General features: G+C 70.7%; 17 protein-coding genes. 10 read left to right on the forward strand and 7 right to left on the reverse strand.

From position 1 onward, the window contains the following. Window positions 1-42: 42 nt before the first annotated feature. A complete protein-coding gene (locus tag OIE49_RS18590) occupies window positions 43-1,059 on the reverse strand; it encodes a phosphotransferase (protein ID WP_326803294.1) in 1,017 nt (338 codons plus the stop codon). A gap of 596 nt (window positions 1,060-1,655) precedes the next feature. Between OIE49_RS18590 and pdhA the strand changes: the two genes are divergently transcribed. The 3 genes from pdhA to OIE49_RS18605 are packed head-to-tail and all read left to right on the forward strand — an operon-like array spanning window position 1,656 to window position 5,264. Continuing rightward, window positions 1,656-2,852 carry a pyruvate dehydrogenase (acetyl-transferring) E1 component subunit alpha gene (gene pdhA / locus OIE49_RS18595; protein WP_100568315.1) on the forward strand — a complete coding sequence of 399 codons (1,197 nt, stop codon included), beginning with the start codon at window positions 1,656-1,658 and terminating at the stop codon, window positions 2,850-2,852. Between the two features lie 2 nt (window positions 2,853-2,854). Continuing rightward, window positions 2,855-3,835, forward strand: coding sequence for an alpha-ketoacid dehydrogenase subunit beta (locus OIE49_RS18600; protein WP_100568316.1), 981 nt, complete (start codon window positions 2,855-2,857; stop codon window positions 3,833-3,835). Window positions 3,836-3,845: 10 nt separating this feature from the next. After that, entirely contained in the window at window positions 3,846-5,264 is a 1,419-nt protein-coding gene (locus OIE49_RS18605) for a dihydrolipoamide acetyltransferase family protein (protein ID WP_326803295.1), read from the forward strand. A gap of 115 nt (window positions 5,265-5,379) precedes the next feature. Here OIE49_RS18605 and OIE49_RS18610 read toward each other — a convergent pair whose 3' ends face one another. Beyond that, window positions 5,380-6,282 (reverse strand): D-alanyl-D-alanine carboxypeptidase family protein, encoded by a 903-nt coding sequence (locus OIE49_RS18610; RefSeq protein ID WP_100568318.1) that lies wholly within the window; start codon window positions 6,280-6,282, stop codon window positions 5,380-5,382. Between the two features lie 196 nt (window positions 6,283-6,478). Here OIE49_RS18610 and OIE49_RS18615 point away from each other — a divergent pair, with 196 nt between their 5' ends. Further along, complete coding sequence (locus tag OIE49_RS18615; RefSeq protein WP_100568575.1) at window positions 6,479-7,129, forward strand: GntR family transcriptional regulator; 651 nt, start codon at window positions 6,479-6,481, stop codon at window positions 7,127-7,129. Continuing rightward, window positions 7,126-8,445: an MFS transporter gene (locus OIE49_RS18620; RefSeq protein WP_326803296.1), complete on the forward strand. Its 1,320-nt coding sequence runs from the start codon at window positions 7,126-7,128 to the stop codon at window positions 8,443-8,445. Before OIE49_RS18615 ends, OIE49_RS18620 begins: the two co-directional genes overlap by 4 nt. A gap of 159 nt (window positions 8,446-8,604) precedes the next feature. Here the strand turns inward: OIE49_RS18620 and OIE49_RS18625 are convergent, their stop codons facing one another. Further along, window positions 8,605-9,429: a maleylpyruvate isomerase family mycothiol-dependent enzyme gene (locus OIE49_RS18625; protein WP_326803297.1), complete on the reverse strand. Its 825-nt coding sequence runs from the start codon at window positions 9,427-9,429 to the stop codon at window positions 8,605-8,607. Window positions 9,430-9,649: 220 nt separating this feature from the next. On the opposite strand from OIE49_RS18625, the gene OIE49_RS18630 reads away from it, so the two are divergent. After that, window positions 9,650-10,480 carry a carbon-nitrogen family hydrolase gene (locus OIE49_RS18630; RefSeq protein WP_326803298.1) on the forward strand — a complete coding sequence of 277 codons (831 nt, stop codon included), beginning with the start codon at window positions 9,650-9,652 and terminating at the stop codon, window positions 10,478-10,480. 170 nt (window positions 10,481-10,650) lie between these two features. On the opposite strand, the gene OIE49_RS18635 is transcribed toward OIE49_RS18630, so the two are convergent. Then, window positions 10,651-11,145 (reverse strand): LURP-one-related/scramblase family protein, encoded by a 495-nt coding sequence (locus tag OIE49_RS18635; protein ID WP_100568322.1) that lies wholly within the window; start codon window positions 11,143-11,145, stop codon window positions 10,651-10,653. Between the two features lie 110 nt (window positions 11,146-11,255). On the opposite strand from OIE49_RS18635, the gene OIE49_RS18640 reads away from it, so the two are divergent. Next, entirely contained in the window at window positions 11,256-13,085 is a 1,830-nt protein-coding gene (locus OIE49_RS18640) for an NHL domain-containing thioredoxin family protein (RefSeq protein WP_326803299.1), read from the forward strand. A gap of 173 nt (window positions 13,086-13,258) precedes the next feature. Here the strand turns inward: OIE49_RS18640 and OIE49_RS18645 are convergent, their stop codons facing one another. The 3 genes from OIE49_RS18645 to OIE49_RS18655 form a co-directional block, all read right to left on the reverse strand. Beyond that, complete coding sequence (locus tag OIE49_RS18645) at window positions 13,259-13,507, reverse strand: DUF6458 family protein (RefSeq protein WP_100568324.1); 249 nt, start codon at window positions 13,505-13,507, stop codon at window positions 13,259-13,261. Between the two features lie 132 nt (window positions 13,508-13,639). Beyond that, the gene (locus tag OIE49_RS18650; protein WP_326803300.1) at window positions 13,640-14,938 is read right to left on the reverse strand and encodes a M18 family aminopeptidase; all 1,299 of its coding nucleotides are present in this window, start codon (window positions 14,936-14,938) and stop codon (window positions 13,640-13,642) included. A 96-nt stretch (window positions 14,939-15,034) separates the two neighbouring features. Continuing rightward, entirely contained in the window at window positions 15,035-16,876 is a 1,842-nt protein-coding gene (locus OIE49_RS18655; protein ID WP_326803301.1) for an acyl-CoA dehydrogenase, read from the reverse strand. 160 nt (window positions 16,877-17,036) lie between these two features. On the opposite strand from OIE49_RS18655, the gene OIE49_RS18660 reads away from it, so the two are divergent. From OIE49_RS18660 to OIE49_RS18670, 3 genes are all read left to right on the forward strand, one after another. Next, a complete protein-coding gene (locus OIE49_RS18660; RefSeq protein WP_100568576.1) occupies window positions 17,037-17,519 on the forward strand; it encodes an SseB family protein in 483 nt (160 codons plus the stop codon). A 114-nt stretch (window positions 17,520-17,633) separates the two neighbouring features. Next, a complete protein-coding gene (locus OIE49_RS18665) occupies window positions 17,634-18,605 on the forward strand; it encodes a pirin family protein (RefSeq protein WP_326803302.1) in 972 nt (323 codons plus the stop codon). A gap of 320 nt (window positions 18,606-18,925) precedes the next feature. Continuing rightward, entirely contained in the window at window positions 18,926-19,195 is a 270-nt protein-coding gene (locus OIE49_RS18670) for a hypothetical protein (RefSeq protein WP_326803303.1), read from the forward strand. The last annotated feature ends 48 nt before the right edge of the window (window positions 19,196-19,243 follow it).

Consider the following 19,243-nt stretch of genomic DNA (forward strand, 5'->3'; position numbering starts at 1 on the left):
CCGGCGTCCTCCCGCACGTCACTGCGCGCGTCATTCCGCGGGTCACTCCGCGAACGCGCCGCACACCGCGCCGTACTCCCGGGTCCACCACACCGCGAGCGCCGAGGCGGCCGGGAACTGCGGGTCGGCGCGGGTGTCGCCGCGCTCGTAGTGCCAGCGCAGCATCCAGAAGTCGTTCAGGCGCTCCCACCACACGCGGCGCACGGCCGCCGCCAGCTCCGACGGGGTGACGCCGGCCGCCAGCCGGTACGCGCGTGCGTACGTCCTGACCTTCGGCAGGTCCAGGGTGCCGGCGGGCCGGACGAAGAAGATCGCGGCGGCGCGCACCGCCTCCTCCGCGCGGGGCTGCACGCCGAGCCGGTCCCAGTCGACGATCGCGGCGGGGGCGTCCCCCCGGTAGAGCAGGTTGAAGGGGTGGAAGTCGCCGTGCACCCAGCCGACGGGCCCGCCGGGCGGCGGGCGCCGGTCCGCGTGCCGTTCCAGGAGCGCGCGGCGCTCCAGGAGCCGGTGCCGGGCCAGTTCGTCGAAGGCGTCCGCGGGCCGGTGGCGGCGGACGTGCGCGAGCAGGTCGTCGATCAGGGCGAAGGTGTCGGAGGGATCGGCGCTCTGCACGGGATGGGGACTCTCGGCGGGGCGGGTGCGGCACTTCGGCGGCATCACGTGTTCCAGACCGGCGTGCACGGCTCCCAGCAGCGCCCCGAGGCGGGCGCACTGCCTGGTGGTGAGCTGGCCGCCGTGCCGATGCCGGCCGTCGATCCACGGGTGCAGGGCGTAGGCATGGCCGCCCACGACGGCGACCGTGCGCCCGTCGCGGCCGGTGAGCGGCGGCGCCACCGGGACGCCGAGGTCGGCCAGGCGCTGGGTCGCCCGGTGCTGGCGCGCGATGGCGGCGGGATCGGCTGTGTCCGGATCGAAATGGTGCTTGAGGAAATAACGGCCGCGAGTCGTGCACAGCCGGTAGCCGCGGTTGAGCAGGCCCTGGTCGACCGGCTCGCAGGCGAGCGGCGAACCGGCGGCGTACTGGCGCATCAAGGCGCCCAGAGGGGGCGCGTGGGGCACGGGGGGTGGTACACATGGGCGCGGCACGCGCCAGATGCTAGGGCACCGCCGGAGGCTGTGAGCTGGGGCTTGTCACAGACAGTCGTCGGTGATCGCTTTCGGTCACGTAAGGTCGCGATGCCGTCCCGCGACCGCCCGCCGCGCGCCGATGCGCCCCCTGCCCGAGTCCCGCTTGTCGCAGCAGGACGGCTCCCGTCCGGCCCCCGCCGGGTCCCTTCCCGCCGTCCCCCGGGCGGTGCCATCCATCAAGAGCAGTTCCGGCCATTCGTCGACCCTTCCCGACTCGGGGGTGACCGGGATAACGTGCCGGTGTTCCGGCCCCCTGCACGGCTGTGACCAGCGGCTGCCCCGACTGTCCGGCGAGGTATTTGGACGTCCAAGCGTAAATACTTGGAAATCCAAGGAAACGCCCAGGTCAGGAGGGGTTTCCCAGAAATGTGGAGCACTGGGTAACGTGACTGCTGCAGGGCGCTCGCCGGGGCACCTGTCACGCCTGTTCCCGGCCGAGTGGCACCCACCCCGTGCCCGGTGGTCCGGAACAGGTGAGCCGCACTGGCTACCGGCAACCCCGGGGCCGGACCGACGGAGGAGCACACGTGACCGTGGAGAGCACTGCCGCGCGCACATCGCGACGCAGCGCCGGAAGCAAGGCCGGCGCGACCGGCACGAAAGCCGCCGGCACCAGGCGGCGTACCGGCGCCAAGAAGGGCGCCGACCCCGAACTCGTGCAGTTGCTGACGCCCGAGGGCGAGCGCGTCAAGAACGCCGAGTACGACAAGTACGTCGCCGGCATCACCGCCGACGAGCTTCGCGGCCTGTACCGCGACATGGTGCTCACCCGCCGCTTCGACGCCGAGGCCACCGCCCTGCAGCGCCAGGGCGAACTGGGGTTGTGGGCCTCGCTGCTCGGCCAGGAGGCCGCCCAGATCGGCTCCGGCCGAGCCACCCGCGAGGACGACTACGTCTTCCCGACCTACCGCGAGCACGGCGTCGCCTGGTGCCGCGGGGTGGACCCGACCAACCTGCTCGGCATGTTCCGCGGGGTGAACAACGGCGGCTGGGACCCCAACGGCAACAACTTCCACCTCTACACGATCGTCATCGGCTCCCAGGCGCTGCACGCCACCGGCTACGCGATGGGCGTGGCCAAGGACGGCGCCGACTCCGCGGTCGTCGCCTACTTCGGCGACGGCGCCTCCAGCCAGGGCGACGTGGCCGAGGCGTTCACCTTCTCCGCGGTCTACAACGCCCCCGTGGTGTTCTTCTGCCAGAACAACCAGTGGGCGATCTCCGAGCCGACCGAGAAGCAGATGCGGGTCCCGCTCTACCAGCGGGCGGCCGGCTTCGGCTTCCCCGGCGTCCGCGTCGACGGCAACGACGTGCTGGCCTGCCTCGCGGTCACCAAGTGGGCGCTGGAGCGCGCCCGCAACGGCGAGGGCCCCACCCTGGTCGAGGCGTTCACCTACCGCATGGGCGCCCACACCACCTCCGACGACCCCACCCGGTACCGGGGCGACGAGGAGCGCCTGGCCTGGGAGGCGAAGGACCCGATCCTGCGCCTTCGCCGCCACCTGGAGGCCGCAAACCACGCGGACGAGGGATTCTTCGCGGAACTCGAGACCGAGAGCGAGGCGTTGGGCAGGCGAGTGCGCGAAGCGGTCCGTGCCATGCCCGACCCGGACCTCTTCGCCATCTTCGAGAACGTGTACGCGGACGGGCATGCGCTCGTCGACGAGGAGCGCGCCCAGTTCGCCGCCTACCAGGCGTCGTTCGCGGACGCAGAGGGGGTCTGAACATGGCTGCGGAGAAGATGGCCCTGGCCAAGGCGATCAACGAGTCGCTGCGCCGTGCCCTGGACAACGACCCCAAGGTCCTCATCATGGGTGAGGACGTCGGAAAGCTCGGCGGCGTGTTCCGGGTGACGGACGGGCTGCAGAAGGACTTCGGCGAGAGCCGCGTCATCGACACCCCGCTCGCCGAGTCCGGCATCGTCGGCACCGCGATCGGCCTCGCCCTGCGCGGCTACCGCCCGGTGGTCGAGATCCAGTTCGACGGCTTCGTCTTCCCGGCGTACGACCAGATCGTCACGCAGCTCGCGAAGATGCACGCGCGCTCGCTGGGCAAGGTCAAGCTGCCGGTCGTCGTCCGCATCCCCTACGGCGGCGGCATCGGCGCGGTCGAGCACCACTCGGAGTCCCCCGAGGCGCTGTTCGCGCATGTGGCGGGCCTGAAGATCGTCAGCCCATCCAACGCGTCGGACGCGTACTGGATGATGCAGCAGGCCATCCAGAGCGACGACCCGGTGATCTACTTCGAGCCCAAGCGGCGCTACTGGGACAAGGCCGAGGTCGATACCGAGGCCATCCCCGCCCCGCTGCACAAGGCGCAGGTCGTCCGCGAGGGCACGGACCTGACCCTGGCGGCCTACGGCCCGATGGTGAAGCTCTGCCAGGAGGTCGCCGCCGCGGCCGCCGAGGAGGGCAAGTCCCTGGAGGTCCTGGACCTGCGCTCGGTCTCCCCGATCGACTTCGACGCGATCCAGGCCTCGGTGGAGCGGACGCGCCGGCTGGTCGTGGTCCACGAGGCGCCGGTGTTCTTCGGCTCCGGCGCGGAGATCGCCGCCCGGATCACCGAGCGCTGCTTCTACCACCTGGAGGCTCCGGTGCTCCGGGTCGGCGGCTATCACGCGCCGTACCCGCCGGCCCGCCTGGAGGAGTCCTACCTGCCGGACCTGGACCGCGTGCTCGACGCCGTCGACCGCTCGCTGGCGTACTGAGGAGAGGTTCGTGACGACGATGACCGATGCGTCCGTGCGCGAGTTCAAGATGCCGGATGTCGGCGAGGGTCTGACCGAGGCGGAGATCCTCAAGTGGTACGTCCAGCCCGGTGACACGGTCACCGACGGACAGGTGGTCTGCGAGGTCGAGACCGCCAAGGCGGCTGTCGAACTGCCCATCCCCTACGACGGGGTGGTGCGCGAGCTGCACTTCGCCGAGGGCACCACGGTGGACGTGGGCACGTCCATCATCGCGGTGCAGGTCGCGGGCGCGGCTCCGGCCGAGGTACCCGCGCAGGCCGCTCCGGTGGCCGAGCCGAAGACCGAGCAGGGCACGGACGAGGAGGAGAAGCCGCAGGGCCGCCAGCCGGTGCTGGTGGGCTACGGCGTCTCGGTGTCCTCCACCAAGCGCCGCCCGCGCAAGGGCCCGGAGGCCGTGGCCGCCCCGGCGGCGACGGCACCCAGGGCGGAGCTGAACGGGCACGGCACCGCGGCCGCCGTGGCGCCCGCCGGGCCCCGCCCGCTGGCCAAGCCCCCGGTGCGCAAGCTGGCCAAGGACCTGGGCGTGGACCTCGCCACGGTCGTGCCGTCCGGCCCGGACGGCATCATCACGCGCGAGGACGTGCACGCGGCGATGGCCGTACCGGCCGCACCCACGGCCCCCGAGCCCGCGGCTGCGCCGGCGCCGGTGGCCGTGGCTCCGGCTCCCGCCGTGAGCCACGACGGTGCGCGCGAGACCCGTATCCCCGTCAAGGGCGTCCGCAAGGCGACGGCGGCGGCGATGGTCGGCTCGGCGTTCACGGCCCCGCACGTCACGGAGTTCGTGACGGTGGACGTGACGCGCACGATGAAGCTGGTCGAGGAGCTCAAGCAGGACAAGGACATGCAGGGGCTGCGGGTCAACCCGCTGCTGCTGATCGCCAAGGCCCTGCTGGTCGCCATCAAGCGCAACCCGGAGATCAACGCGTCCTGGGACGAGGCGGCTCAGGAGATCGTCCTGAAGCACTACGTCAACCTGGGCATCGCGGCGGCGACCCCGCGCGGCCTGATCGTGCCGAACATCAAGGACGCCCACGCCAAGACGCTGCCGCAACTCGCGCAGGGCCTCGGCGAGCTGGTGGCGACGGCCCGCGAGGGCAAGACGTCCCCGGCGGCCATGCAGGGCGGCACGGTGACGATCACCAACGTCGGCGTCTTCGGCGTCGACACCGGCACGCCGATCCTCAACCCCGGCGAGTCGGCGATCCTCGCGGTCGGCGCGATCAAGCTCCAGCCGTGGGTCCACAAGGGCAAGGTCAAGCCCCGCCAGGTCACCACGCTGGCCCTCAGCTTCGACCACCGCCTGGTCGACGGCGAACTCGGCTCCAAGGTCCTGGCCGACGTGGCCGCGATCCTGGAACAGCCGAAGCGACTGATCACCTGGGCCTGACGGCCCACGGCACAACGGCGCCCCGCACCTCCGTCCGGAGGTGCGGGGCACACGAGAAGGGCCCCCGCTGGTCTCAGCGGCGGGCCCTTTCGGCCCGGTGGGGCCGGTGAGGCGGTCAGCCCTTCTGGGCGAAGCCGTAGTTCAGGAGCTTCGTCGCGTCCGTCGCGCGCTGGGCGTACGTGGAAGAGGCCAGGACGGTGCCGATGACGGTCCTGCCGTTCCTGGTGGCGGCGAAGACGAGGCAGGCGCCGGCCTGCGGGCCGGAGCCCGTCTTCACGCCGATGGCGCCGCTGTAGCTGCTGAGCAGCGTGTTCGTGTTCGTCCACTTGCCCATCGTGCGGGTGCTGCCCGTCTTGGTGACGGTCTTGGCCGTGTACGACTTCGTCTTCACGACCGTACGGAACGTGGCGCTCTTCATCGTGCTGCGCGCCAGCTTCGTCAGGTCGCGCGGCGTCGAGTAGTTGTTGCCCTTGCCGATGCCGTCGAACGAGTCGAAGTGCGTGTTCGTCATGCCGAGGCTCTTGGCGGTGCTGTTCATCTTGCCGATGAAGGACTTCACCCGCGCGTCCCGCGTCGAGCCCGAACCGTACTTGTCGGCCAGCGCGTAGGCGGCGTCGCAGCCCGAGGGCAGCATCAGGCCGTACAGTAGCTGGCGGACGGTCACCTTGTCGCCGACGATCAGGTGGGCCTGGGAGGCGTTGTTCTTGACGACGTAGTCGCTGTACGCCTTCTGGATGGTGACCTTGGCGTCGAGGTTCAGTTTCGGCTGGGCCAGCACGACCTTGGCGGTCATGATCTTCGTGGTGGAGCCGGTGGAACGCTTGGTGTCCGCGGTCTTGGCGTAGAGGGTCTTGCCCGTCCCGTCGTCCATGACGAAGCCGCCCTTGGCCACGATCGACGGCGTGGCGACGGCCTGCGCGGGTGCCGCGGTGAGGGCCCCGGCGGCGAGCACGGCGCTCGCGGTCACGGTGACCGCTGCGGCTCTGCGGATACGGATGCCCTGGATGCCGGTTTTCAAGTGAGGTACCCCGATTATGTCGAATTCCTCTGCGGTGCGGCAGAGTTGAAAGCCCACAAGGTGGTGCCGCACCAGTCTGACTCGCGGGCGACGTGGAAGGTTGTGCGGTTTCCGGGGTGGATTTCCCGTCGGGCCCGTATGGTCCGCATGCTGGATGGGGCGGGCCTTGCGTACGTGTTGTATCTATGCTGTGGGCATGAGCATGGCCGTGAAACAGCCCCCCGCCGCCGACCGCGTGTACACGCACGTCAAACAGGCCGTCCTGGACCGCAGTTACCAGGGCGGCACCCTGCTGACCGAGGGTGAGCTGGCCGAGGCCGTCGGCGTGTCGCGCACGCCCGTGCGCGAGGCTCTGCTGCGGCTCGAGGTCGAGGGGCTCATCAGGCTCTACCCGAAGAAGGGCGCCCTCGTCCTGCCGGTCTCCGCACAGGAGATCGCCGACGTGGTCGAGACCCGGCAACTGGTCGAGGAGCACGCGGCCAGGAAGGCCGTACCCGCGCCGCCGGGGCTCATCGAGCGGCTCGAGGAACTGCTGCTGAAGCAGAAGAAGGAGGCCGCCGCCGGTGACTTCGCCGCGGCCGCCGTCACCGACCGCTGCTTCCACGCCGAGATCGTCCGCAGCGGCGGCAACGAGATCCTGTCCCGGCTCTACGACCAGTTGCGCGACCGGCAGCTGCGCATGGGCGTCGCCGTCATGCACTCCCACCCCGACCGGCTCGCCAAGACGCTCGCCGAGCACGAGCAGATCCTGGACGCGCTGCGCTCGGGGGACGCGGAGGCGGCCGTCGAGGTCGTGCACCGGCACGTCAACTGGTTCTCCCACCTCGCGCGGGGTGAGGTCCGGTGAGCGCCTCGTCCTCGTCGGCCTCCTCGCCTGCCGCCCTGCCCGGCGATCCGCCCGGCGGCCGACGCGCCGTCGCGGTGTGGAGCATCGGCGTCGCCGTCTACTTCGTCGCCGTCATCTTCCGCACGTCCCTGGGCGTCGCCGGCCTCGACGCCGCCGACCGCTTCCACGTGGGCGCCTCGGCTCTGTCGACGTTCTCGATCCTCCAACTCCTCGTCTACGCCGGTATGCAGATACCCGTCGGTCTGCTCGTCGACCGGCTCGGCACCAAGAAGGTGCTGGCCATCGGCGCCGTGCTCTTCACGGCCGGCCAGCTCGGCTTCGCGTTCTCCCCGTCGTACGGCACCGCGCTCGCCTCGCGCGCGCTGCTCGGCTGCGGGGACGCCATGACGTTCATCAGCGTGCTGCGGCTGGGCACCCGTTGGTTCCCCGTCCGGCGCGGTCCGCTGGTCGCCCAGATGGCCGGACTGGTCGGAATGGCCGGCAACCTGGTGTCCACGCTGGTGCTGGCCCGGCTGCTGCACGGGGTGGGCTGGACGGCGGCCTTCGCGGGCAGTGCGCTGGCCGGAGCGGTGGTGCTGCTCCTGCTGGTGCTGTTCCTCAAGGACCACCCCGAGGGCCACGAGCCGGAGCCGATGCCCCACCAGGGCGCCGTCTACGTACGTCGGCAGATCGCCGCGGCCTGGCGGGAGCCCGGGACGCGGCTCGGGCTGTGGGTGCACTTCACCACGCAGTTCCCGGCGATGGTGTTCCTGCTGCTGTGGGGGCTGCCGTTCCTGGTCGAGGCCCAGGGCCTGTCGCGGGCGGACGCGGGGGAACTTCTCACGCTCGTCGTGGTGTCCAACATGGCCGTCGGGCTCGTCTACGGGCAGATCGTCGCCCGGCACCACGCGGCACGGCTGCCGCTCGCGCTCGGCACGGTGGCGGCGACCGCGACCATGTGGGCGGTGACGCTGGCGTATCCGGGCGGACGGGCGCCGGTGTGGCTGCTGGTCGTGCTGTGCGTGGTGCTCGGCGCGTGCGGGCCGGCCTCGATGATCGGGTTCGACTTCGCGCGCCCGGCGAATCCGGCGGAGCGCCAGGGGACGGCGTCGGGCATCACCAACATGGGTGGCTTCGTGGCCTCGATGACGACGCTGTTCGCGGTCGGGGTGCTGCTGGACGCGACCGGGGACGACTACCGGATCGCCTTCTCGGTGATGTTCGTGCTCCAGGCGCTGGGCGTGAGCCAGATCCTGCGGCTGCGCAGGAAGGCGGCCCGCCGGGAGCGGGAGCGGCTGGTCGCCAGCCGGGTGGAGACGGTGCACGTGCCGGCGTGACGGCGCGTCGAGCCGCCGACGCGGGACGGACGGGAGCGGGTGCGCCCACCGCCGCCGCGACCGAGCGGCGCCTGCCCCCGGCCGCCGGAGCACGGCAGATCCGGCTCACTCCGGGGGAAGCACATCCGTCCGCGGCCACCAACCGCCCCGGTCACGGCCCTAGGCCGTCACCACGAAGTTCCGCAGGATCGCCTCCGCCAGGTCCAGGTCGCCCTCCGTCTTCACCCGGTCCGCGACCGCATCCGGGGTGGTCCGGCCGCAGGCCAGGCGTACGTAGGTCTCCCAGTCGAGCGCCAGGGTCGCCGCCGGGCCGAGGGCCGGGGCCGTCTCCAGGGTGCCGCGGCCCTGGATGTCGACGCGGATCGTGCGCAGGAACTCCACCGGGCCGTGCACGTCGAAGACGATCGCCGAACTGCGCGGGGCGTCCGCCTTGGCCGCGACCACGTCAGGGAGGGCGGCCAGCAGATGGTCACGGGCGACGTGGGCGCCCGGCGAGTCGAGGTTGCCGGGCCGGCCGAGGGCCACGCGCAGATCCTGCTCGTGCACCCAGATGTCGAAGGCCCGGTAGCGCATGGCCTCTTCGAGGGTGATCTCCGCGCTGAGCGGGCCGCGCACCTTGGTGCCGGGGTCGCGGGCCTCGTTCCGCAGCTGGCGGTTGCGGCGGATGATCGTGTACTCCAGCTCGGAGGTCATCTCCGGCGAGGTGTGGTGGCGGCGGACGTCGACCTGCATCTCCATGTAGCGCTGGTGCTCGTTGGTGACGTGGAACAGGTCGCGCGGCAGCGCGTGGATGGGCCGCGGGTCGCCCAGCAGCTCGCAGTCCATGCCGATGATGTGCGAGACCACGTCACGGACCGACCAGCCGGGGCACGGGGTGCGCCGGTTCCAGTCGGCTTCCACCAGGGGCTGCATCAGCTCCGATATCGCCTCGACGGAGTGGGTCCAGGCATCGGCGTAGGGCTGGAGGGTGGGATGCAGACTCACGGAACGGGACCCCTCGGCGGTCGGTACACGGGCAGGATGTGATGGCATTGCCAGTGGGAGGTGGCTGCGGTCGGCGGGTGTCTTGGAACTCCCCCCGGTTCTCGCTCCGCTACGAGCAGGAGGTACCCCCAAGTTACGCTGCTGTGAGGCAGCCCGGCAGTGCTTTCGTGTGACGATCGTAGGCCTGTCCGGACGACTCGAGTGCCAGGACGGTGGTAGTGTGCGCGCTTCGCTGATCCAGATTGCCGTGGACGAGGGCGAATCGGTCGATTCGCGGCGTCGGCGAGTGGCCGCACTGGTGTGCGAGCAGGCCGGGGCCGATCTCGTGGTGCTCCCGGAGCTGTGGACCACCGGGGCCTTCGCCTTCGAGGAGTTCGAACGCGAGGCCGAACCGCTGGAGGGCCCCACCTACGAGGCGATGGCCAAGGCGGCGAGCGACGCGGGCGTGTGGCTGCACGCCGGCTCGATCCCCGAACGCGTCGCGTCCGACGGCGATCCGGCCGGGGGCGCGGACGCCCTCTACAACACCTCCCTGGTCTTCTCCCCCTCCGGTGAGCTGGCCGCCGTCTACCGCAAGATCCACCGCTTCGGCTTCGACAAGGGCGAGGCTGTGCTGATGAGCGCGGGGCGGGAACTGGTGACGGTCCCTCTGCCGGACACCACCCTGGGCCTCGCGACCTGTTACGACCTCCGTTTCCCCGAACTCTTCCGCGGGCTCGTCGACGCGGGCGCGCAGACCCTGGTGGTCCCGGCGGGCTGGCCCGAGCGCCGGCGTGCGCACTGGACGCTGCTGGCCCGGGCGCGGGCGGTGGAGGACCAGGCGTTCGTGCTCGCCTGTGGAACGGCCGGGACGCACGCCGGAGTTCCGCAGGCGGGTCACTCGATCGTGGTGGATCCCTGGGGCGAGGTGCTGGCCGAGGCCGGCCCCGGCGAGGAGGTCCTCACGGTCGACCTCGACCCGGCGAGGGTGCAGGCCACCCGGGACCAGTTCCCGGCCCTGAAGGACCGGGTCCTCGGCCTGGAACCTCCACACCGCCAGGACGACGTCTAGCGCTGGGGCTTCTCCACACCGCCAGGACGACGTCTGGCGCCGGGGCTTCTCCGTGCCGCCGGGACGGTGTCTGGCGCCGGGGGTTCTCTGCGCCGCCAGGAGCACGTCCAGTGACGGGGGTCCTCACTGGCGCCGGGACGACTCCTGGCGCACGGGCTCCTCCTCGGCGCCTACCTGTGCTCGCGTTCCTTCTCCGCCAGGTGGATCACGCACACCGCCACCGCGATCAGCAGCGCGGGGTCGGCGTCCTCGCGCACGATGTCGACGCCGTAGGTCTCCACGACGCTCAGCCAGCGCCGGGAGATCACCGCGAGCAGGTCGCCGTCGTACTCCACGGCGAACTCCCGGTCGAGGATCTTGCCGCTGACGTCGAGCTCGGTGCCGTCCACCAGGGACACCCGGTAGTGGTTGCGCAGCAGTGACAGCCGCTTGCGCCTGATCTTCGCCAGGGCCTCGCCGCCCCGCTCGATCACCATCGTGTCCCGCAGCGCGAGCATCTTCTGGTGGATGTTGATGAGGACCCGGCCGTGGGCGTCCTTCAGCTCGAAGGTGTCCCGCAGCCGCATCGCCTTGCCGTCGACGAGGAAGACCTTGCGGCCGTGTTCGTCCTCGATCCAGTAGTCGTCACCGATGCCGAAAATCCGGTCGCGTACGAGGAATCTCATGTCCTCACCGCTTCCCCGGCTCCGCCCCCGCGACGCCGCCGGTGCTCCGACAAACCCCGTACGGCACCGCGCCGGACGGGCCACCGCCGCCGGGTGGCACCCTTGGTCCCATGAACGACACGGCACCCCGACGCGCCCGCGTACGCGCCCCCGAGCTGATCGGTAAGGGCGGCTGGCTCAACACGGGCGGGAAGAACCTCACGCTCGCCGACCTGCGCGGCAAGTGCGTCGTTGTGGATTTCTGGACGTTTTGCTGCGTGAACTGCCTGCACGTCCTGGACGAGCTGCGCGAGCTGGAGGAGAGGCACCGGGACACGGTCGTGGTCGTCGGGGTGCACTCGCCGAAGTTCGTGCATGAGGCGGAGCACCAGGCGGTGGTCGACGCGGTGGAGCGGTACGGGGTGGAGCACCCGGTGCTCGACGACCCGGAGCTCGCCACCTGGAAGCAGTACGCGGTACGGGCCTGGCCGACGCTCGTCGTCATCGACCCGGAGGGCTACGTCGTCGCGCAGCACGCCGGCGAGGGGCACGCGCACGCGATCGAGCGGCTGGTGGAGGAGCTGGAGGCCGAGCACGAGGCGAAGGGCACCCTGCGCCGCGGCGACGGGCCGTACGTGCCGCCGGAGCCGGAGCCCACCACCCTGCGCTTCCCGGGCAAGGCACTGCTGCTGCCCTCCGGGAACTTCCTGGTCAGCGACACCACCCGGCACCAGCTGGTGGAGCTGGCGGAGGACGGCGAGACCGTGGTGCGGCGGATCGGCCAGGGCGGCCGGGGGATGGCCGACGGCGGCCCGGACCGGGCCCGGTTCCAGGAGCCGCAGGGGCTCGCGCTCCTGCCGGACGGCGCCGTCGTGGTCGCCGACACGGTCAACCACGCCCTGCGGCGCTTCGACCCGGAGACGGGCGTGAGCACGACCCTGGCGGGCACCGGACACCAGTGGATGCAGGGCGAGGCCACGTCCGGCCCCGCCCTGGACGTGAAGCTGTCCTCGCCCTGGGACGTGGCCTGGTGGAACGGCAAGGTGTGGATCGCCATGGCGGGCGTGCACCAGCTCTGGGCCTACGACCCGGCGGACAGGGGCGTCGCCGTCACGGCGGGGACCACGAACGAGGGGCTCGTCGACGGGCCCGGCGCGGACGCCTGGTTCGCGCAGCCCTCCGGGCTCGCGGCCACGCCCGACCGGCTGTGGCTCGCCGATTCCGAGACGTCCGCCCTGCGCTGGGTGGACCTCGAAGGGCACGTCCACACCGCCGTCGGCACGGGTCTGTTCGACTTCGGGCACCGGGACGGCGCGGCCGAACAGGCGCTTCTCCAGCACCCGTTGGGTGTCACGGCGCTCCCCGACGGATCGGTCGCCGTCAGCGACACCTACAACCACGCCCTGCGCCGCTACGACCCGGCGACCGGTGAGGTCACGACGCTCGCCACCGATCTGCGTGAGCCCAGCGACGCGGTGCTCGTCGGCGACGACATCGTGGTGGTGGAGTCGGCGCGGCACCGGCTGACCCGGCTGCGCCTGCCGGAGGAGGCGGTACGGGTCGAGGCGGTCGCCCACCGCACCCAGCGCTCCGCCACCGAGGTCGCCCCCGGCCGCCTCCGCCTCGACGTGATCTTCCAGGCCCCGGCGGGCCAGAAGCTCGATACCCGGTACGGGCCGTCGACCCGGCTGCTGGTCTCCTCGACCCCGCCCGAGCTGCTGCTGAAGGGCGAGGGCGCGGACACCGACCTGTGCCGCGAGCTGGAGCTGAACCCCGCCGTCGCGGAGGGTGTCCTGCACGTCTCCGCGATGGCGGCCTCCTGCGACGACGACCCCGCCAACGAGTACCCCGCCTGCCATGTGCACCAGCAGGACTGGGGCGTTCCGGTCCGCCTCACCGAGGGGGCGACGGACCGGCTGCCGCTCGTCCTGGCCGGGATGGACGAGAGCGCGGCGGGCTGACCCCCCAAGGGCTCCGGCGGCGCCGTGTCACCCCCCGTCGTGATGATGTCGAGGGCGGAAAGTCTTCACGATGTTCACACAACACGACGAGGGGTTGGGCCGGCGGGAATGCTCGGGCTTGTCGCCGTCTGCCCGTCATGTTCCGTGGTCGCGGGGTCGGCTCGGTACGCGGCTCAGAGGCCGTAGCCGTCGCTGTAGCCGTCGCGTGCGTGGTGGTGGTGATCCTCTTCGACGACCGTGGTGGGAGGCACCATGACGCGGCGGCGGCGGTAGATGCTGCTGAACGTCGTGACGCCGATCAGGCCGACGATCATCAGGATGACGCCGACCATGTGCAGGTTGACTCCCTGCATGTGCCAGTCGGTCGCGAACGTGAGGATGGCTCCCACGGCGATGAGGATGATGCAGCCGCCGAGGCCCATGAGTGTCGCCTCCCTGTCCGGTGTCGGATCCGGAGGGTCCGGCCGTGCCGGTCCCTTCCGGTCAACTCCGGGTACCCGCAAGCCGGGTGACCATGCGGAGGCGGCGCCTCATGGACAGGGAGGCCGTGCCGCTCAGCCCTCCAGGAACGCCACCAGCGCGTTCGCCAGCAGGAACGGGTCGTCGGCGGCGCACAGTTCGCGGGCGCTGTGCATCGACAGGATGGCCACGCCGATGTCGACGGTGCGGATGCCGTGCCGGGCCGCGGTGATCGGGCCGATGGTCGTGCCGCACGGCATGGAGTTGTTGGAGACGAAGGACTGGAAGGGGACACCGGCCTTCTCGCAGGCCGCCACCCACACCGCGCGTCCCGAACCGTCCGTCGCGTAGCGGTTGTTGACGTTGACCTTGAGGATGGGGCCGCCGCCCGCGCGCGGGTGGTGGGTCGGGTCGTGCCGCTCGGCGTAGTTGGGGTGGACGGCGTGGCCGGTGTCGGAGGACAGGCAGACCGTGCCGGCGAAGGCGCGCGCCCGGTCCTCGTACGACCCTCCGCGCGCGAACACCGAGCGCTCCAGCACGCCTCCGAGCAGCGGGCCGTCCGCGCCGGTGTCGGACTGGGAGCCGTTCTCCTCGTGGTCGAAGGCGGCCAGCACCGGGATGTACGGCAGCTCCGGCGCCCCCGTCGCGACGGCCGCGAGCGCCGCGGCGCCGGCGTGCACCGACAGCAGGTTGTCCATCCGGGGACCGGCCATCAGCTCACGGTCCCGGCCCAGGTAGGCGGGGGGCTCCACGGAGTGTGTCATCAAGTCCCAGCCGGCCACCTCGCCCGCCGCGAGTCCCGCCTCCGCCTCCAGGAAGGCGATCAGATCGCCGTCGCGGACGTCGTCGCCCAGGCCCCACACCGGTTGCAGATGCCGCTGCTTGTCCAGCTTGAGGCCCTCCGCCGAGACCTGGCGGTCCAGGTGGATCGCGAGCTGGGGGACGCGCAGCAGCGGACGGTCGACGTTGACCAGGCGGGTGGAGCCGTCGCGCAGTGTGAGTCGGCCGGACAGGCCCAGGTCGCGGTCGAGCCAGGAGTTCATCAGCGGGCCGCCGTAGATCTCCACCGCGACCTGGCGCCAGCCGTGCGCCCCGGTGTCGGGCAGCGGCTTGACGCGCAGGTTGGGGGAGTCGGTGTGCGCGCCGACGATGCGGAAGGGGGTGTGCGGCGCCGCGCCCTCGGGGACGTACCAGGCCACGATCGCCCCGCCGCGCAGCACGTACTTTCCGCCCGCCGTGCCGTCCCACGCGTCCGTCTCCGAGACCTGGCGGAAGCCGGCCTTCTCCAGCCGCTCGGCCGTGTTCGCCACGGCGTGGTACGGCGACGGGCTCGCCGCCAGGAAGGACATCAGGTCGTCGGTGTGGCCGCGGTCGAAGCGCTGGCTTGTACTCATGGGTTCACCTTAACGACGTCACGAGGGTCCGCTCCCGGTGTCGGGAGCGGACCCTCGTCGGGTGAGGAGCGGGCGGCGCCCGGTCCGGGGCCCGTCCTAGAAGGCGGCCTCGTCCAGCTCCATCAGGTCCAGGTCGACGTTCTGGGCGACCTTGCGGGCCAGGGTGACGCCCGGCAGGACGTTGGCCGCGAAGAACTTCGCCGCCGCGATCTTGCCCTGGTAGAAGGCCGCGTCCTTGGAGGACACAGCCTTCGAGGAGGCCGTCTCGAGCTTCTCGGCGGCGATCGCGGCGCCCTTGAGCAGCAGGTGGCCGACGATCACGTCACCGGAGGCGAGCAGCAGGCGGGTGGTGTTCAGGCCCACCTTGTAGATGCTCTTGACGTCCTTCTCGGTGGCCGCGAGGTCGGTCAGCATCAGGCCGACGAGGCCCTCCAGCTCGGCGGCGGCCCTGGCGAGGTGCTCGCGGGCGCCGGCCAGGTCCTCGCCGCCGGTGCCGAGGGCGAGGAACTCCTTGATGTCCTCGGCGATCGAGTTCAGCGCGGCGCCCTGGTTGCGGACGATCTTCCGGAAGAAGAAGTCCTGGCCCTGGATGGCCGTGGTGCCCTCGTAGAGGGTGTCGATCTTGGCGTCCCGGATGTACTGCTCGACCGGGTACTCCTGGAGGAAGCCGGAGCCGCCGAAGGTCTGCAGCGACTGGGCGAGCTGCTCGTAGCCCTTCTCGGAGCCGTAGCCCTTGACGATGGGCAGGAGCAGGTCGTTGAGCGCGTGCTCGGTCGAGGCGTCCTCGCCGTTCGCCTCCTTGACCGCGATGGTGTCCTGGACCGCGGCGGTGTGCAGCACGAGGGCGCGCATGCCCTCCGCGTACGCCTTCTGCGTCATCAGCGAGCGGCGCACGTCGGGGTGGTGGGTGATGGTGACCTTGGGCGCGGACTTGTCCATGAAGTTCGCCAGGTCGGGGCCCTGGACGCGCTCCTTGGCGTACTCCAGTGCGTTGAGGTAGCCGGTGGACAGCGTGGAGATCGCCTTCGTGCCGACCATCATGCGGGCGAACTCGATGATGCGGAACATCTGGCGGATGCCGTCGTGCCTGTCGCCGATCAGCCAGCCCTTGGCGGGGTGGCGGTCGCCGAAGGTCATCTCGCAGGTGTTGGAGGCCTTCAGGCCCATCTTGTGCTCGACGTTGGTGGCGTAGACGCCGTTGCGCTCGCCGAGTTCGCCGGTCTCGAAGTCGAAGAGGTACTTCGGGACGAGGAAGAGGGACAGGCCCTTGGTGCCGGGTCCCGCGCCCTCGGGGCGGGCGAGGACGTAGTGGAGGATGTTCTCCTCCATGTCGTGCTCACCGGAGGTGATGAAGCGCTTCACGCCTTCGATGTGCCAGGAGCCGTCCTCCTGCTGGACCGCCCTGGTGCGGCCGGCGCCGACGTCCGAGCCGGCGTCGGGCTCGGTGAGCACCATGGTGGAGCCCCAGGTCTTCTCGACCGCGATCGAGGCGATCTTCTTCTGCTCCTCGGTGCCCTCGTCGAAGAGGATGCGGGCGAACGCCGGGCCGGAGGAGTACATCCAGATCGCCGGGTTGGCGCCGAGAATCAGCTCCGCGTAGGCCCAGATCAGGGACGGCGGAGCGGTGGTGCCGCCGATCTCCTCGGGCAGGCCGAGGCGCCAGTACTCGGAGTCCATGAAGGCCTTGTAGCTCTTCTTGAAGGTTGCCGGGACCGGCGCGGTGTTCGTCTCGGGGTCGAACACCGGCGGGTTGCGGTCGGCGTCGACGAAGGACTCCGCCAGCTCGTTCTCCGCCAGGCGGGTCAGCTCCTCCAGGACGCTCCTGGCGGTGTCGGCGTCCATCTCCTCGAACGGACCGGTGCCGTACAGCTTGTCGCGTCCGAGCACTTCGAAGAGGTTGAACTCGATGTCGCGGAGGTTCGACTTGTAGTGCCCCATGGCCACGGCTCCCGTCGAGGGCTCGGCGAGGCACTGACTCCTCGCATCTGGTTCACGTACCAACTAGTAGCTCCGATGATGCTACCCGTCGGTAATAAGAAGCAACCCCGATCCCGCCATGTGTGACCGAGCCCTCGTGCGGGTCAGTACGCTGTGGCTCATGTACGGATACGGCCAGCCGATGGACAGTGGGGCGGCACAGCAGGGGTACGTCCCTCCGCAGCAGCAGATGCCCGGCGGTGTCGGCGGGTACGGCCAGCAGGCTCCGGCCTACCCCGAGCCCTCGCCGCCCTCGCTCGCGGAGGCGGTGCGCGCCTTCACCACGGGGCAGATGGCCGCCGAGGACTTCCAGCAGGTCTTCGCGACCTCCAAGGTGTACTGCCCGCGCGGCGACAACCCCGGGTTCCTGGCGCTGCACAACACTCAGCAGCCGGTGATCCCGATGTTCACCTCGCTCAAGGAGCTGCGCCGGTACGCGGGCAAGGAGTCCAAGTACTTCGTGATCACCGGCGCCGAGGTGATCGACCTGCTGCCGACCGGCTACGGCTTCGTGGTCGACATGGAGGGCGAGCACCGGATGGTGTTCGACGCCAAGGCGGTCGAGCAGATGGTCGACTTCGCGATGCGCCGGATGTACGGCTAGGAGCCGGCACGTGGGTGCCGTGGAGCCCGGAGGGAATGCCCTCCGGGCTTCTTCTGTTGGGGCTGGCAGAAAGTTCAATGCTCAACTAAAGTGGCCGCACAAGGAGGAACCGACATGCCTGCAGTGACCGTCGAGAACCCGCTGACGCTGCCCCGTGTGGCAGCGCCCGCAGACGCCGTGGCACGTCCCGTGCTCACCGTCACGACCGCGCCGAGCGGCTTCGAGGGCGAGGGCTTCCCGGTGCGCCGGGCGTTCGCCGGGATCAACTACCGCCACCTCGACCCGTTCATCATGATGGATCAGATGGGTGAGGTTGAGTATCAGCCTGGGGAGCCGAAAGGGACCCCGTGGCATCCCCACCGCGGCTTCGAGACCGTCACCTACATCATCGACGGGATCTTCGACCACCAGGACTCCAACGGCGGTGGCGGCACCATCACCAACGGGGACACCCAGTGGATGACGGCGGGCAGCGGCCTGCTGCACATCGAGGCGCCGCCGGAGTCCCTCGTCATGTCCGGCGGTCTCTTCCACGGCCTCCAGCTGTGGGTGAACCTCCCGGCCAAGGACAAGATGATGGCCCCGCGCTACCAGGACATCCGCGGTGGCAGTGTCCAGCTGCTGACCACGCCCGACGGCGGCGCGCTGCTGCGCGTGATCGCCGGTGAGCTGGACGGGCACGCCGGTCCCGGCATCACGCACACGCCGATCACGATGATCCACGCGACGGTGGCACCGGGCGCCGAGGTCACCCTGCCGTGGCGGGAGGACTTCAACGGGCTGGCGTACGTGCTCGCCGGGCGCGGCTCGGTGGGCACCGAGCGTCGTCCGATCCACCTCGGCCAGACCGCCGTCTTCGGCGCCGGCTCCGCGCTGACCGTCCGCGCGGACGAGAAGCAGGACTCCCACACGCCGGACCTGGAGGTCGTCCTCCTGGGCGGGCAGCCCATCCGTGAGCCCATGGCGCACTACGGGCCGTTCGTCATGAACACCCGCGAGGAGCTTCAGCAGGCGTTCGAGGACTTCCAGAAAGGACGGTTGGGCACGATCCCGGCCGTGCACGGGATGTCTGAGGGCGGACTGTAGGGCTCGCTGAAGCTACATGCGGACGAACCCAGCCCGGACAGGGAAGGGCTCGTTCCGCGCTTGCTGCCGCCTTCTGGTCTCCTAGTAACGGGCCGGGTCAGCGACCTGCGGGGATCTTCCCTGTGGGGCGCTGACCCGGCCTTTTGGTGATTGGTGGCGATGGGGTGCGACGGTCTTGAGTGGGTGTCCTGCGGACTGTGTGCGGACCGCTGTCCCGGCCCGGGGTGTAGGCGGCTGACGCCGGACCTCGGCGGGCCGGTGCCGGCATGTTGGCGGGGTGTGCCGACCGCCGGTGATCTGCGAGAGACTAGCCTTCGGCCATGGTGACGCGCACCCGGCTGTATCACGACGGCACTCTCGTCCTGGAGGACTTTTCCGTCAGTGACGTCTCCGGGCATCTCGCCGATCCGGCGTCGGTGGTGTGGCTGGACCTGTACCGGCCCGGAGCCGCCGAATTCACCATGCTGGGCGAAGATTTTGGTATCCATCAGTACCTAGCCAGGGGACGCCCCGCTTTAGCGGGGTGGGGAATGGCTTCTGAGCCCTGCTCTGGCCTCAACTGGGTGCACGGATCTGCACTGTTCACCTGAGCCGGTCTCTCTATCGCACTAGACATGCGGCGCGTGTATAGTGATCCT

It is taken from the genome of Streptomyces sp. NBC_01788 (genome assembly GCF_035917575.1).
Lineage (GTDB): Bacteria > Actinomycetota > Actinomycetes > Streptomycetales > Streptomycetaceae > Streptomyces.